Source organism: Dapis brunnea BLCC-M229 (assembly GCF_050015995.1).
GTDB lineage: Bacteria > Cyanobacteriota > Cyanobacteriia > Cyanobacteriales > Microcoleaceae > Trichodesmium.
In genome coordinates, this window is the sequence record NZ_JBNHEP010000197.1 from 1 (window position 1) to 15216 (window position 15216).

Sequence of the window (15216 nt, forward strand, 5' to 3'; positions counted from 1 at the left end):
TTGTGCCTGCATCAGCATCAGTTGTACCATCAGTTGTACCTGCATCAGCATCAGTAGCTGGAGCTGGCTCTGGAGGTGGAATATCTGGACCTTCTGGATCTTCTGGAGTAGGTGGGGCGATCGCAGCATTACCCACATTCAATACAATAGGCGGATCGCCTTGTAGAACATTAATTGGTTGAACTAGAGTAATTTCTTGATCTGGAGTAGTTTTCACAAAACCAGTTTGAGGTATTTCCCGTAAAAAGTAAGTTCCTAATGGAGGATTATTAAAGCTAAAGTCACCATTAACATTTGATATTGAAGCTGGTTCATCAGGGTCTAGTACATTGTTGCCATTCAGGTCTAAGTAGAGAGTGAAGTTAGCTAAACCTGGTTCTCCTGGGTCTAAGACTCCATTGGAATTAAGGTCGTTAAACTTATTACCTATTAAGTCACCCTGAAGCAAAGGAGTATCAGGAGCTTGACCTATATTAACAAGGTTCGCATCTTCTCCACTGGTAACAACTATGACTGGATCTGGTGTTGTTTGAGTAAAACCAGGTTGGGGAACTACTCTGACAACGTAAGTATCTGGAGGTAAGGTATTAAAACTATATTGACCTTCATCGCCAGTAATTCTGAAAGGTTCCGGTTGGTCAAAGATACCATTTTCATTGAGGTCTAGATAAACAGTGGAGTTAGATAAACCAATATCTCCTGGTTCAATGGCTCCATTAGAATTATTATCTACAAAAACAACACCTCCAATTGTGTTGACTTCAGCATTACCAAAGTTAACGCCTAATAAAGTGTCCCCATTAGGTACATCAACAGTTTGAGATTGGGGATTTGTTAAATTAAATCCTAGTTGTTGCTCTGCTTCGCGAATAGTGACGCGGGTTGCTGGCAAATTAGCTAAGAAGTAATCACCATTTTGGCTAGTGATATTAAATGGTTCTCCTGGATCTAAAATATGATTACTATTGAGGTCTGCATAAATAGTAAAGTTAGGTATCCCAGGTTCATCAGGGTCTAAGATGCCATTAGCATTACTGTCTAGGTATTTAACACCTGCAACATTACCTGTACCACTAGGAGTAATTATACCGATATCTACAACTACACTTGGTATTTCTTCTTCTGTTCCTGTGAAAATGATGACTGGGTTAGGAGTTGTTCTTGCTTCATCTAGTTCCCGGATGACATCAACGTTGAATAGACCAGGTGTAACCTCTGTAAATGAGTAAAAACCAAATTGATCGGTTACACTGATAATCTCCCCTTCATCTAAAATTCCATTTCTATTACCATCAAGAAATACTTCTTCGCCAGAAATTATTGGTTCATTAGAATCTCGAACACCATCAATATTTAGGTCTTCAAATAATACACCACTAATATTACCCGTGCCTGGGCCAGTTGTAGCGTTACCAAATGGAACATCTGAAGCAGTAGGTTGTTCTGGACTCAGACTCACAAATATAGGGTCTGGGATAGTTTGCTGGAAACCTGGTTGCTGGATTTCCCGAATAGTGTAAGTTGCATTTAAGGGTAAGCCAGTAAAACTAAAGCTACCATCTTCTGCACTAATTGATATTAGTTCATCAGGGTCTAACTGACCATTATTATTTTGGTCTAGGTATATAGTAAACCCTGGTAAGCCTGGTTCTGCGGGGTCGCGAAAGCCGTTACGGTTAAAGTCATTGTACTTGACACCGGAAATGCTACCCTGACCAGAAGGTGGAGGAACAGGACCTCCTATCGTGCTACCAAAGGCTATCCTGTCCTCTCTGACCATAGTCCCACCGACTATATTTACCACAACTGGCTCTGGTCTAGTTGAAACAGTACCAGTTGGTGGAATCTGTCTTACGAAATATTCACCATCTACTAATCCCAATAAGTCGTAGACACCATCTGGACGACTGACTGAGAATAATTCATTGGGATCTTGAATACCATTGTTATTCTGATCTAAATAGACTGTAACACCAGATATTAATTGGTCTTCTGAATCAAAGATCCCATCACCATCTAAGTCATTAAATGTGACACCTACTATATTACCAGCCCCGCCAAGTTGCGAGGCTCCTCTTATATCATCACTCACGTTCTAACTCCTCCACCAAAAAATCTATAGTTAATAGTGATTTGTATTTAACTAATGGCTAAAAACCACTAAATCAAGAATACAGATATACCTTAAAATCAATATGATGCTTATCACCCATGACGAGTAAAGCTAAAGCGTAGACGCTGAGGATTATATCAGGTTGATAAGAATGTGACAATTAGATTGGAAAATATACTAGAATAATTTAATCTTAAGGCCATAAGCAAAATTTAACTATTAAATCTAGTAATATTAAGCACCCACCCATAAAGAGGGGGGTGCTATCTGGTGTCGGGACGTTACTTCTCCCTGACAAGTTCCAATTCCAGAGAAAATTTATTCTATTTACTGAAACTGTAGAAAATAGCTAGAATTTGACATTTGAGATTTCAAATCAAAAGTATTTTCTCTGTGTAATGTTTTTTAGTTGACTACCTACTAGCGTGTATAGCTTGAAAATGTGGGTAAGTTTCACCATCCCGGAAGACCTCTCCCCCAACCCTTCTCCTGCAAGGAGAGGGGTGAGTGTTCTCCCCCTTCCCTGGTAGGCTATCCATTACCCACATCTTTCTTGACATAAAACTTGACAAAATTGACAAGTTATGATTAATTCTGAGTTCGGCTTTTTTGGGAGAAAAATGTATGAAAAAACATATTTTTTTTCGCTTGTTTCAGTAGTTTTACTTAGCTACTATGATTCTTTCTCCTTTCTCCCCTGCTCCCTTATCCCCCTTTCCCCACAAGCTTTTCAGGAGTTATGGGTAAGGAATAGTCCTGGTAGGGAAGGGGGTTGGGGGATTAGGTTTTTACCCACAATTTTAGTCTGGACGAGCTACCACAACCTATATTCACTAAGTAGGTGATAAATAAACGGAATATTAGAAGGCGGGTTTTGAGAGCTATATCGTCCTTAAGTCAAGGATTTAGGCAACCCGCCCCTACAATTTTTTTAACGTTTAATTAGACCTACCTACTTACTTAGGTTGAAATTTTTGACCTAAAATTTAGTAGGCATCTTGTAATTCGTAGAATTCAGGAGAAATATAATCCTTACGCAAGGGCCAACCTACCCAGTCTTCAGGCATTAAAATTCGTTTGAGATTGGGATGTCCTTCGTAGACAATTCCATACATATCATAAGATTCCCGCTCTTGGAAGTCAGCAGATTTCCAAATCCAGTAAACCGAAGGAACTCTAGGATCGTCTCTGGGGACAAATACTTTTAAGCGTAATTCTTCTGGTTGGTCTACATCATCAGTGACTTTGACCAAGTGATACATACTTACTAAGTCTTCTCCAGGTCCAGCATCATACGCACATTGACACTGTAGATAGTTAAAGCCATAAGCATATACAGCTGTGGCTAAGGGAATTAAGAAATCCCTGTCAACTTTGATAATTTCTACTCCCAGATGATCGGGTTCTAAGAATTGATGCTCAAAGCCATTCTCTGTGAGCCATTTGGAAACTTTACCTGCTTCAACTACTGGAGTTTCTTCTGATTCAGCCACGATTTACCTCCTCTTTTTGTGCAGCTTGCAGTGCAGGTGGTACTGGCATACCTATTGCTTCTGTCAGCTCTTTTGGTGGTGCTTGACGGTCAGATGTCTGTAGATATTGACCATTCAGAATTGGTTCTACTACTTTCATATTGTGCTTAACACTGTAGTAACGATGAGCTTGCAGGAGTTTACCCCGTTCTTGCAAGGATTCATTGGCAACTTTTTTCCTCAGCTTGATGACGGCATCAATAATTGCTTCTGGACGTGGTGGACAGCCAGGAATGTACACATCTACTGGGATTAATTTGTCTACCCCACGAACTGCTGTTGGCGAGTCCATGCTAAACATACCGCCTGTAATTGTACAAGCACCCATGGCAATGACATATTTAGGTTCTGGCATTTGCTCATAAAGCCGTACCAAGGTAGGACCATATTTCATGGTGATTGTACCAGCAGTAATTAGCAAGTCTGCTTGTCTAGGACTAGACCTTGGTACTAAGCCAAAGCGATCAAAGTCAAATCTGGAGCCAATTAGAGCTGCAAATTCAATGAAGCAACAAGCTGTACCATACAAAAGAGGCCATAAGCTAGAAAGTCTGGCCCAGTTGTAAAGATCGTCAACTGTAGTTAAGACAACATTCTCTGAAAGTTCTTGAGTAACTTCAGGGGGTTGCTCAATCGGATTAATAATTTTTGGGTTTTGATTAGGACTTAAGACCATTCTAAAGCTCCTTTGCGCCATGCGTATACTAAAGCAACCACTAGGATTGTGATGAAAATCAGGGCTTCTATAAAGGCTAGGAGTCCCAACTGATGAAAGGCTACTGCCCAGGGATATAGAAATACTGTCTCTACATCAAAGATGACAAAGACAAGGGCGAACATATAGTAACGGATATTGAACTGTATCCAAGCTCCACCAATTGGTTCTACACCTGATTCATAGGTGCTGACTCGCTCTGGGCCACGAGTTTTGGGCCGCAGTAGCTTAGATGCAGTTAAGGCAAGGATTGGTACTAGGCTGCTAATTATTAGGAAACCTAGAAAATACTCGTAACCACTAAGAACAAACACAATTAACCTACATTTTCTAAATAACTAGGACTCTTGTCTGTGAACATTATAGAGACCATCAGAGTTATTCTACTGCTAGTCCAGATAATAAGTCAAAAGTTTTAATTTAAAAGTCAAAAGTCAAAAGTCAAAAAAATCCCAATTAATTATAAATAGTCATCATAAATTTTCGGTAAGTGGGAAAGTAGCCAGTTGCCTCCTAGGTCGGAGCTACGCTATCAACGGCTAGATGGAAACGACTCAAAGGGTTTTAACCCGTAGTCAAGTTGACATATCTAGAGGTTTTCGCTATCATGTGCATGATACAGCGAAAATTACTATGTATCTAGCCCAAAAGAACAAAATTAGAAACTTGTCTACCCAGGAATTTAAAGCCTTGCGACAGTTGTGCAGATTGTCCAAAAATATGTATAATTTAGGGCTTTATTCTGTGAGACAATTTTATTTTGCTGAAGGCGGATATTTAAGATACGAGTCAAATTACCATTACTGCAAAGATAACGAAAATTACCAGCTACTTCAAACTGATATTGCACAACAAACTTTAAAAGTTGTAGATAGGTCTTTTAAGTTGTTTTTTGGCTTAATCCAAAAGGCTAAAGAAGGTAATTATCGTTTTGAACAAATACCAATACCTAGATACCTCAATAAACAAGGGTATTTTCCTTTGATAATACCTCGAATTAAGGTAAAAAATGGGTATTTTAATATCTCCATGTCTAGAAAATTCAAAGCTGAATATGGTGCAGTTAAAAGACCCTTTCCTGAAAGATTGATAGGTAAAACTCTTAAAGAGGTTAGGATAATTCCTAGATATAACGCGAGGTTTTTTGAAGCTGAATTTATTACAGAAGAAGCAACATTAGCAGCGGTAAAAACTGATAATGCACTAGCAATATATCTGGGATTAGACAATCTAGCAACTTGTGTATCAAATACTGGGTCATCGTTTATTTTGGACGGTAGAAAGCTTAAATCAATCAACCAGTGGTATAACAAAGAAAATTCTAGATTGCCGTCTATAAAGAATAGACAAGGCATCAAAGGTTTAACCAAAAAAGAAGTTGGCATTACGGTAAATCGGAAAAATAAAGTTAGAGATTACTTAAATAAAGCAGTTAGATATTTAATCAACTGGTGTACTGAAAAAAAAATATCTACTATTGTCGTCGGTGTTAATCCAGGGATAAAACAAAATATCAATTTAGGTACAAAAACTAACCAAAAGTTTGTGCAAATACCACACAATATTTTTAGGTTAAAACTAAAAGCTATGTGTATTAGGTATGGTTTAACTTATCTAGAGCAGGAAGAGTCTTATACATCTAAAGCTAGTTTTTTAGACGGCGATGAAATACCTATTTACAATGCAGATAACCCAACTGAATATAGTTTTAATATAGTTTTAGTGGTAAATGAATTAAGTGATGCAGCGCGGTCTTGGGGAGGCAGTGCGGTCTTGGGGAGGCAGTGCGGTCTTGGGGGTTTCCCCCATGAGCAACTGCCGTGGTTCCCCCCATGAGCAACTGCCGTGGTTTCCCCATGAGGGACTGCATCAAGACAACGTGGTTTGTACAAAACTAAGGAAGGAAAATTGATAAATGCTGACTGTAACGGTGCTGCAAATATTCGATCGAAAAGTAATCTGAATGGGTTTACCCCGGACAAACTAGAGGCATCTTTGGTTATGCCATTAAGGGTTAAACTTGACGTAAGGAAAGTCCGTCAAATTTTTTACCCTTAAGAATCCACGCGGATTTATCCCGTGGAGTGTCAAATTCTGTAATAATAATTAAAGATATTTTTATAATCGCTGATTCAATCCCTTGGAACTATGAGCGAGGAAACAACTGAGGCCAACACACAGGATGAGGCCAACACACAGGAACAGGATCGATATGAATGTCGGGCCTGTGGCTACGTATATGAACCTAATAAGGGAAGTTCTACAGGAAAAATTCCGCCGGGAACTGCTTTTTCAGATTTGCCTTCAGTTTGGCGCTGTCCTGTTTGTGGAGCGTCTAAAGTCCAATTTATAAATGTTGGACCGATTGAAGGGCCTTCAGGATTTAAAGAAAACCTTGGCTATGGTTTTGGTGTCAATACTCTCACACCCAGCCAGAAAAATATTCTAATTTTTGGCGGATTAGCTCTGGCATTCTTGTTTTTCTTGAGCTTATATGGTTTACGATAAGATGGCCATAAGGATAATTAATAATTAGTAATTAATAATTAATAATTAATCCCCACAGGTTTTTACCAATGGATAATTGATAATTAGACAAAGTTTTCATTATCCATTAAAGAATGATTAAATGTGATGCACTCAATAGTAAAATTCTGGAAACAAATTTTCATAATACTAGCAGCAGTTCTACTTTGTAGCGGTTGCAAAAATGCTTTTTTACCACCGATGAGTTACAATCCCTGGGAGGTAATTCAACTACCAACTGAGGTTACGTTATTTGATATCGGATTTACAGATAATCTTGACCATGGTTGGATTGTGGGTGGTGATACAACTCTCCTTGAAACTACTGATGGTGGTAAAACTTGGGAACCTAAAACTATCGATTTAGAAGAAAAAGTTCGCTTGACATCAGTAAGTTTTAATGGTAATGAAGGTTGGATTGTTGGACAGCCCTCTTTACTTTTGCATACTGATGATGGAGGAGAGTCTTGGAGTCCGATTCCTCTAAGTTCTAAACTGCCTGGTGCTCCTAATACAATTATCGCTATGGGGCAAAATTCTGCGGAAATGACGACTGATGTGGGAGCTATCTATCGAACTAAAGATGGAGGACAAAATTGGCGTGCTCAAGTAGAGGATGCTGTGGGAGTAGTGAGAAACATTTCTCGTTCCTCTGATGGTAAATATATTGCTGTTTCGGCAAAGGGTAATTTTTATTCTACTTGGGAACCTGGGCAAAAATCTTGGACTCCTCATAACCGTCAGAACTCTCGACGTTTAGAAAATATGGGGTTTGGTGATGATGGTCGTTTATGGTTATTAGCGCGTGGAGGTCAACTGCGGTTTAGCGATCCCGAAAACCTGGAAGAGTGGGGAGAAGCTATTAATCCTGAGTATGCTACAAGTTGGGGTCTTTTAGATTTGGCTTATAGAACTCCTGATGAAATTTGGATTTCTGGCGGTAGTGGTAATTTACTTCGCAGTACCGATGGAGGTCAGACTTGGGAAAAAGACCTTGATGTAGAGAATGTTCCTGAAAATTTCTACAACATTGTATTTATAAATTCAGAAACAGGTTTTATTCTAGGTCAAAGAGGAACTATGCTCAAATATAATAGTTCAGTGGTTTCAGAGGCAGCTTAAAAATAGAGAAATATCATAGTTTATCACTTAATTGGGTAGTATTACTCAAATGGCAAGATATGATTTCTCTGTATTGTTTCATTTGCTGAAAAGAAATCTGAATGTGTTAAAATTGATCCCGTCTGGCTAAGAGATAAAAATGACGGATGTAAAGAAGACAAAAAGTTAGTCTATCTTTACCTCTGAAGAAAGACAAAAAACTCATCCCATTTATAATTATGGCATGAGCAATTTAGAAAAGTTTTAAGACTATCATATATAAATGATGGTTTAAGATTATTTGGGAGGAAAAAATTAGATGGCTGGTGGCAATACAGGTGAGCGTCCATTTGGAGACATTATCACAAGCATTCGTTATTGGGTAATTCATAGTATCACTATTCCGGCTCTGTTTGTTGCAGGTTGGCTATTTGTTAGTACCGGGTTAGCTTATGATGTTTTCGGTACACCTCGACCTAATGAGTATTACACTCAACAAAGACAAGAATTACCAATTTTGTCAGACCGTTTTGAAGCTAAAGAACAAATTGATGAATTTATCAAATAGATAAAAAATTAGGAGATTAAAATAATGACTAGCGGAAATCCAAATCAACCAGTTAGCTATCCAATTTTTACTGTTAGATGGTTAGCTGTTCATACTCTTGGTGTGCCTACAGTTTTCTTTTTAGGTGCCATTGCAGCTATGCAGTTTATTCAAAGATAGGAGCATAAGATAATGCCTTTAGACCGTAGTTCTAATCCTAATAAGCAACCAGTAGAATTAAATCGTACTTCTCTCTATCTTGGTCTGCTCTTGGTTTTTGTTCTTGGTATTCTGTTTTCTAGTTATTTCTTTAACTAATTTTGGAAACGGAATCAAGTAATTTCTACCTATACAAGTCATCCTATTTGGGTAATGTATAGGTAGTAGAATCAACTAAAAAGTTAACAAGTAGATTGTTTACAAATTTCTTTGAAATAGTAGTTAGTTTTGAAATAATGAGGTAAAATATTATGATGTCTGAACCAGGAAGAATTCCTTTATGGTTAGTTGCTCTTGTGGCAGGAACTGGTGTACTTGTAGTTGTCGGTCTTTTCTTCTACGGAGCTTATGTTGGTGTAGGTTCTTCTTTATAAGAAAAAGTTGAAGTTTGAGTTAGTTAATACTCAGATTCTAGGATTTTGTTTTCTGAGATTTTCTTGAATAATTCCACTCTCAAAAGAGTGGAATTACTTTTTTTAACCCTAATTTTTTAGGGTGGCAGTTCCCCAAATATAGCCTTATAGTAAGCCTGGATCTGTTATATAATTAGCAAAAGTTATTGGTAATGCTCGTTCTTTAATGAAATATATTATTAGCTTTTGATTCACTTACTCCAAATATTATTCCAAGTCATTTGATAGATGCTTTGCGTAAGTCCTAATAAAGTGAAAATTATTTCTTCGGCACTATTTAAACTTTTTTTTTCTACCGCTTCCTGGTTTGATTAATCTTTTTTATTGGCAGGGGATTTCAATCATTCTCTAACTGCAATAAACATTGCTGAAATACATAATTTAGGACGGCAAATAATCTCTCTAAATATTCAATGTTATAACTGGCAGTATTTCTGGTAAAAATATCTTCTTTCAATTTCCCAAATTCCCACAATTTACCGTTAGAAACAATACCGAAAATTGTTTGCTCTAAATCGTTGTTAATTTTCTGTGCTGCGACTAATTCCGCTAAACATTGACCCCATCCTTCTTCAAATTTATCTTGCTTTGCTTCCACCACTAAAAAATAGGGTTTACCAAAAATCATTCTGCCTAAAGGACTAAGTTTAGCCACAATATAATCTGGTTGTCCTGAAAGCTTTTCATCATAAGTTAAAGTCCTATGACTCCAAAGCATTAATTTGTCATAATAGGATTTCCAGACTTCTCTTAAGATTGGAAAGATTAAATTCTCAAAAATAGCATATTCTGAACTGTATACAGATAAGTTAGAAATTGCAAAATCTAACTCCTCTCTAAAATTATGATTCACGGAAAATTTAATTTCATTGACAAAATTTGTATAAATATATTTAATTTGAAATTCTTGAGCGACTGCTTCAATATTTTTGTAATTACTAAATGGCATAATTTAATGAATAATGAATAATTGATAATTGATAATAAAGAGTATCTATAATTATCAATGTTATTGTACTTCAATTCTCTGGTGAAAAATGTAGTATAAGTTAAGGGAATGCTTATTTTATACATTTTTATTGCGCTCGAGCTGACTGCTTATAGCTGTTGGCGCAGCATTCCGCAGAAAATACTTAGATTATAGCGATCGCTCACCATAAAATACTAGATTTGAGAGATTTTTTTCACTATTCTCTAATTGGAATAAACATTGTTGAAATACATAATTTACTACGGCAAATAATTTATCTAAAGATTCAATGTTATAACTGATAATATTTCTCGTAAAAACATCTCCTTTCAATTTCCCAAATTCCCAAAAATTACCATTAGAAACAATGCCGAAAATTGTTTGTTCTAAATCGTTATTAATTTTCTGTACTGCAACTAATGAGGAGAAAGTTTTTGTTTGTAGTTGGGCTTTAGCCCTATCTATATTTCGGGCTAAAGCCCAACTACGAGCCTTTAATTATAACTATTTAACCGGATATGATATTAATTATCAATTATCCATTATCCATTATTAAACCTCCTTCCATTTTACTCAACCATTCTATTAAACTTTCTAACTGTTTATCTGCACTTAAAACACCTAATCCTCTAACTGTAACTTTACCCTTACTAAAAACAAAACGAGACTTTAAATGATTGGGTAATTTCTCTTTTAATAAATTCCATGCAGGTTCCTCCATTGGTGTTTCTAAAACAACGTGTTGTTTACCCTCTACTTTAATCCGAGAAAAGCCTATTTTTTTGGCAATTTGTTTTAATTCCATCATCCTTAATAACTGTAAACCAGCTTTTGGAATTGGACCGTAGCGATCGCTCCAATCAATTTCTATTTGACTCAATTCTTCCCGACTATTAGCAGCAGCAACCGAACGATAAGCACTCATTTTTTGGTCTAAGTCTGGAATATAATCTGCGGGAATGAATGCAGTCAAACTCAGGTCAATTTGTGTATCATCGACCTGTGGAATTTCCTGACCTTTGATTTCCCGAATTGCCTCTTCTAACATTTCCGTATACAAATCGAATCCGATAGAGTTCACCTGACCAGACTGCTCTGCTCCCAAAATATCCCCTGCTCCCCGAATCTCTAAATCTCGCATTGCCAACTGATATCCCGAACCCAACTGGGTAAATTCCTGAATTGCCCGCAACCGTTTTTGTGCATCATCCGTCAGTGCAATTCCACCAGAAGCAGTAGTCGGATAAAACAACCACGCATGAGCTTGTACTCCCGCACGACCAACCCTTCCCCGCAACTGATACAACTGCGACAAACCAAATTTATGAGCATCTTCAATTAATATTGTGTTGACGCGAGGAATATCTAAACCAGATTCAATAATTGTGGTACAAACTAAAATATCAGCTTCCCCCGCACTAAATGTCAGCATAATTGACTCCAACTCTGCTGCTTCCATTTGTCCATGACCGATATTAATTCTTGCTCCGGGAATCATTTCCCGCAATTTTCCTGCCAACTCCTCAATACCTTCAATGCGTGGCACCACATAAAATACTTGCCCTCCCCGATTTAATTCTTGGCGAATTGCAGTGCGGGCGGTTTCTAGATCGTATGGTGCAAGGTGAGTTTTAATTGGGCGACGCAAAGGAGGTGGAGTAGTAATCAAACTCATTTCCCGAATTCCTGAAAGTGCCATATATAATGTTCGAGGAATTGGAGTTGCAGTCAGTGTCAACACATCTACCTGAGCTTTGAGCGCTTTAATTTTTTCTTTCTGGTTAACGCCAAACCGTTGTTCCTCATCGACTACTAACAACCCTAGTTCCCGAAACTGGATCGTCTTACTTAAAATGGAGTGAGTACCAACAATAATATCTAATTCCCCTGTTGCTAACCGCCGTTGAATTTCTTTCTTTTCATTAGCAGTACGGAAGCGGTTGAGTAAACCTATTTCTATTGGGTAGGGAGCAAAACGTTCTTTGAGAGTGTGATAATGTTGTTGAGTTAAGACTGTAGTAGGTGCGAGGAATGCTACTTGTTTTTCAGCAGTTACTGCTTTGAAAATTGCCCGGATGGCAACTTCTGTTTTCCCAAAACCAACGTCACCACAAACTAGGCGATCCATTGCTCGTTCGCTTTCCATATCCCGTTTCACATCTTGGGTTGCTTTCAACTGGTCGGGGGTGGGTTGATAAGGAAACGAATCTTCCATTTCTTCTTGCCACGGAGTGTCGGGGGGAAAATTGTAACCTGTTTGTTTAGAGCGTTGAGCATAAAGTTTCAGCAGGTCAACGGCTAATTTTTTGATTGACTTACGGACTTTATTTTTGGCAGTTTCCCAGGTTTTGCCAGTGAGTTTGTTGAGTTGAGGTTTTTTCTTATCGGTACTTCTCAACCGCGACAGCGAACTGAGTTGGTCGGCGGCAACTCTGAGCAAACCATCAGCATATTGAATTGTCAGATAGTCACGAGTTTCGTTATTTAGAGTCAGACTTTCCAATTTCACGAACTTACCGATACCATGTTGGCGGTGAACTACATAATCTCCGGGGCGAAGTTTGTTGGGGTCTACTTGTTTGGAAGCAGCTTGACGGCGTTTGCGAATATAGGTGGGAGTGGCGAGGGTATGTTGTCCGTAAAATTCTCTGTCGGTGATGACTGATAATCGGAATGTGGGCAAAATAAATCCTTCTAATTCTGCTAAACCACTATATTTGAGACCAACGGGAGTATATTGGGTTTGCAGTCTGTCAATGGCAGGGTAGTCGCGGGGGTTGGGAATAAACTGAGCGGGGCAGTCGTGTTCCTGGAGTAGAGAGACGGAGCGCGACGGTTGAGCTGAAATAAGAAAAATGGAATGTTTACGTTCCCTTTCCTGGCGCAAATTTTCTGCCAGTTTTGCGTATTGATGCGGCATGACTGGTAAGGGGCGACTGGCAAGGTTAAGGGTGTAGGGAACTGAGGTGGTAATATTGCTCTTAGTTTCTTTGGTAAGTTCGGATAAATATAGTCTGGGAAAAAGTTCAACTTCTGCGAGGGAGTCGGCAAATGTACGATGAATTTTTGGTAATGGTGAGGATGCTTCCTCGTTGTTGAGTTGTTGCCAATTTTCTTCTACCAGTTCAAACCAGCGATCGCCATGAGCAGCACATTGATCTGGTTCGTCTATGGCAATGAGAGTATTTTCTGGCAGGTAGTCTAGTAGGGAAGCAAATGTTGAGTCGGTCATTGACTCTAAGTTTCCTAACCCCCACTGACTAAAATCTCTAGGTGTTAAGACTATTTGGTTAATTTTATCAAGGGAACGTTGAGTGGAAGGGTCAAATTCCCGAATTTTTTCGAGTTCGTCTCCAAACCATTCTAGGCGTACTGGTAATTCTGAGGCAACGGGAAATACATCTATAATATCTCCTCGCCGACTCCACTGACCTTCAGTTTCTACTAATGGCACTCGTTCGTATCCCATCTGAGCAAGTTTTTCATCTAAAGATATACACTTTAAAGCATCAGACTCAGAATCATTTATCTGTGTATCCGTGGCCGATATCCGTGTCTTGCTGAAAGTTTTGGAGTTACTGGAAATTCCAGGGATAAGGGTTAGGCAGTAGGGTTGAAATTCTTTAACTGTAGGTAAGTGGGGTTGGAGCGATCGCTCTGTTGCGACTACGGCCATTTTTGCTTTATTGCTATTGTTGCCGTTGCTGGTTGCATTTTCTGGCGCATTCTCACTCACTAAGTCTGCCAAAACCTGCATTTGTCCCCAAATCATTTCTTCTGAGTAGGAGGGTTCGTAAGGGAATGCTTCTGAAGTAGGGTAAAAGTGAACTGTTGGCCATCCTATTGCTTCTAATTGTGCTGCCCACCGTCCCGCCTCTTCTAATGTTGCAGTGACAATGAGTAAATTTTGCTGTTGTTGTTGGGCGAGGGTGGATGTGACTAAACCTTTGGGTAAACGGGGGGCGCCGTTTAGTTGTAGAGATTGATATTGTTGAAGTTTATTAAGGAGTTCGGTTGTGAGAGGCGATCGACCAAGTAGTTTAATAATAGATGATAATGTCATAAGATTTTAAGTCAAAAGGACTGAAAGTTAATTTTATTCTACAATTCTTTTTGTGGGGGCGAGTTTTGTAAGATTATTTATTAGACCTCTCCGGAAAATAGGGAGTAGGGGGTAGGGAGTAGGGGGAAATAATTGATGATTTTTGCGTATGGGATTGATTTTATTTTTGATTATCACCAGATGTCTATTAGAAGTAATACTATGTTAGGAAAGTCTAAAAAATAATCATTGAATAATAAAAGTTATTAAATGCTAAATACTCACTTCGAGAAATATATTTACAGAAGTTTCTTACTCTCTGGAAGTGCATATATTGATTTTTTTAGGGAGTAGGGAGTAGCATAGAGAACAAGCCCAAAATATTTACCGTGTCATTTTAATTTTGATATATTCTTTTTTTTATAGAAGAGGGATTATTCAAATTCTTATTTCTGATTCCTGAGATACTGTTTGTCAAATAAGTATATTTTTTTAGGGAGTAGGATAGGGAACAAGCCCAAAATATTTACCCTATCAGTTGTACCAAAAGCTAAGAGTTTTAGGGATTCTAATTAAAATAGCAGTTGGATTTTAATTTTGATATATTCTCTCTTTTTATAGAAGAGGGATTATTCAAATTCTTATTTCTGATTCCTGAGATACTGTTTGTCAAATAAGTATATTTTTTTAGGGAGTAGGATAGGGAACAAGCCCAAAATATTTACCCTATCAGTTGTACCAAATTATCTGCTGTCTAAATAAATAGAGAATTAAGCCATAGCAAAGTTTTTGGTAATTTGGCATAACTTATCCGTATTTTGATTAGCCAATAATTTCTATATAAGTAGATCAGTAGATGGGAATTTAATCAAAAGCTAAGAGTTTTAGGGATTCTAATTAAAATAGCAGTTGGATTTTATTTAATTTTGATATATTCTCTCTTTTTATAGAAGAGGAATTATTCAAATTCTTATTTCTGATTCCTGAGAGACTGTTTGTAAAATAAGTATTAAGAGAACATGCGAGTGACTAAAATCT

The 15216-nt window shown here is 37.9% G+C and carries 15 protein-coding genes; 8 read left to right on the plus strand and 7 right to left on the minus strand.

What is annotated here, in order from left to right; translation table 11 throughout:
* The 4 genes from ACP6PM_RS22010 to ndhC all read right to left on the minus strand — a co-directional run.
* Window positions 1–2092, minus strand: a 2092-nt coding sequence (locus ACP6PM_RS22010; protein WP_426588398.1) for an SdrD B-like domain-containing protein, incomplete at its 3' end; no start/stop codon positions are given.
* 1007 nt (window positions 2093–3099) lie between these two features.
* On the minus strand, window positions 3100–3606 hold the full coding sequence (locus ACP6PM_RS22015) for an NAD(P)H-quinone oxidoreductase subunit J (RefSeq protein ID WP_426588400.1): 507 nt from the start codon (window positions 3604–3606) through the stop codon (window positions 3100–3102).
* Window positions 3599–4321 (minus strand): photosynthetic/respiratory NAD(P)H-quinone oxidoreductase subunit K, encoded by a 723-nt coding sequence (ndhK, locus tag ACP6PM_RS22020; protein ID WP_426588402.1) that lies wholly within the window; start codon window positions 4319–4321, stop codon window positions 3599–3601. Before ndhK ends, ACP6PM_RS22015 begins: the two co-directional genes overlap by 8 nt.
* Window positions 4312–4674 (minus strand): photosynthetic/respiratory NAD(P)H-quinone oxidoreductase subunit C, encoded by a 363-nt coding sequence (gene ndhC / locus ACP6PM_RS22025; protein ID WP_293105277.1) that lies wholly within the window; start codon window positions 4672–4674, stop codon window positions 4312–4314. The genes ndhK and ndhC overlap by 10 nt, the downstream gene beginning before the upstream one ends.
* 229 nt (window positions 4675–4903) lie before the next feature.
* On the opposite strand from ndhC, the gene ACP6PM_RS22030 reads away from it, so the two are divergent.
* The 7 genes from ACP6PM_RS22030 (at window position 4904) to ACP6PM_RS22060 (ending at window position 9127) form a co-directional block, all read left to right on the plus strand.
* Entirely contained in the window at window positions 4904–6196 is a 1293-nt protein-coding gene (locus tag ACP6PM_RS22030; protein ID WP_426588404.1) for an RNA-guided endonuclease InsQ/TnpB family protein, read from the plus strand.
* Window positions 6197–6508: 312 nt separating this feature from the next.
* Complete coding sequence (locus ACP6PM_RS22035; protein ID WP_293104178.1) at window positions 6509–6868, plus strand: rubredoxin; 360 nt, start codon at window positions 6509–6511, stop codon at window positions 6866–6868.
* 126 nt (window positions 6869–6994) lie between these two features.
* Window positions 6995–8008 carry a photosynthesis system II assembly factor Ycf48 gene (locus ACP6PM_RS22040; RefSeq protein ID WP_426588406.1) on the plus strand — a complete coding sequence of 338 codons (1014 nt, stop codon included), beginning with the start codon at window positions 6995–6997 and terminating at the stop codon, window positions 8006–8008.
* A gap of 298 nt (window positions 8009–8306) precedes the next feature.
* Window positions 8307–8555: a cytochrome b559 subunit alpha gene (psbE, locus tag ACP6PM_RS22045; RefSeq protein WP_426588408.1), complete on the plus strand. Its 249-nt coding sequence runs from the start codon at window positions 8307–8309 to the stop codon at window positions 8553–8555.
* 24 nt (window positions 8556–8579) lie between these two features.
* Window positions 8580–8714, plus strand: coding sequence for a cytochrome b559 subunit beta (gene psbF, locus ACP6PM_RS22050; protein WP_094677274.1), 135 nt, complete (start codon window positions 8580–8582; stop codon window positions 8712–8714).
* Between the two features lie 12 nt (window positions 8715–8726).
* Window positions 8727–8852, plus strand: a complete 126-nt coding sequence (locus tag ACP6PM_RS22055; protein ID WP_293104183.1) for a photosystem II reaction center protein L — start codon at window positions 8727–8729, stop codon at window positions 8850–8852.
* 152 nt (window positions 8853–9004) lie between these two features.
* Window positions 9005–9127 (plus strand): photosystem II reaction center protein J, encoded by a 123-nt coding sequence (locus ACP6PM_RS22060; RefSeq protein ID WP_426588410.1) that lies wholly within the window; start codon window positions 9005–9007, stop codon window positions 9125–9127.
* 376 nt (window positions 9128–9503) lie between these two features.
* Here ACP6PM_RS22060 and ACP6PM_RS22065 read toward each other — a convergent pair whose 3' ends face one another.
* Together ACP6PM_RS22065 and ACP6PM_RS22070 are read right to left on the minus strand one after the other, a co-directional pair.
* Complete coding sequence (locus ACP6PM_RS22065) at window positions 9504–10115, minus strand: hypothetical protein (protein ID WP_426588412.1); 612 nt, start codon at window positions 10113–10115, stop codon at window positions 9504–9506.
* A gap of 189 nt (window positions 10116–10304) precedes the next feature.
* Window positions 10305–10469, minus strand: a complete 165-nt coding sequence (locus ACP6PM_RS22070; protein WP_426588414.1) for a hypothetical protein — start codon at window positions 10467–10469, stop codon at window positions 10305–10307.
* A gap of 34 nt (window positions 10470–10503) precedes the next feature.
* Here ACP6PM_RS22070 and ACP6PM_RS22075 point away from each other — a divergent pair, with 34 nt between their 5' ends.
* Window positions 10504–10692: a hypothetical protein gene (locus ACP6PM_RS22075; protein WP_426588416.1), complete on the plus strand. Its 189-nt coding sequence runs from the start codon at window positions 10504–10506 to the stop codon at window positions 10690–10692.
* On the opposite strand, the gene mfd is transcribed toward ACP6PM_RS22075, so the two are convergent.
* Complete coding sequence (gene mfd / locus ACP6PM_RS22080; RefSeq protein WP_426588418.1) at window positions 10672–14199, minus strand: transcription-repair coupling factor; 3528 nt, start codon at window positions 14197–14199, stop codon at window positions 10672–10674. The genes ACP6PM_RS22075 and mfd overlap by 21 nt on opposite strands.
* Window positions 14200–15216 lie beyond the last annotated feature (1017 nt).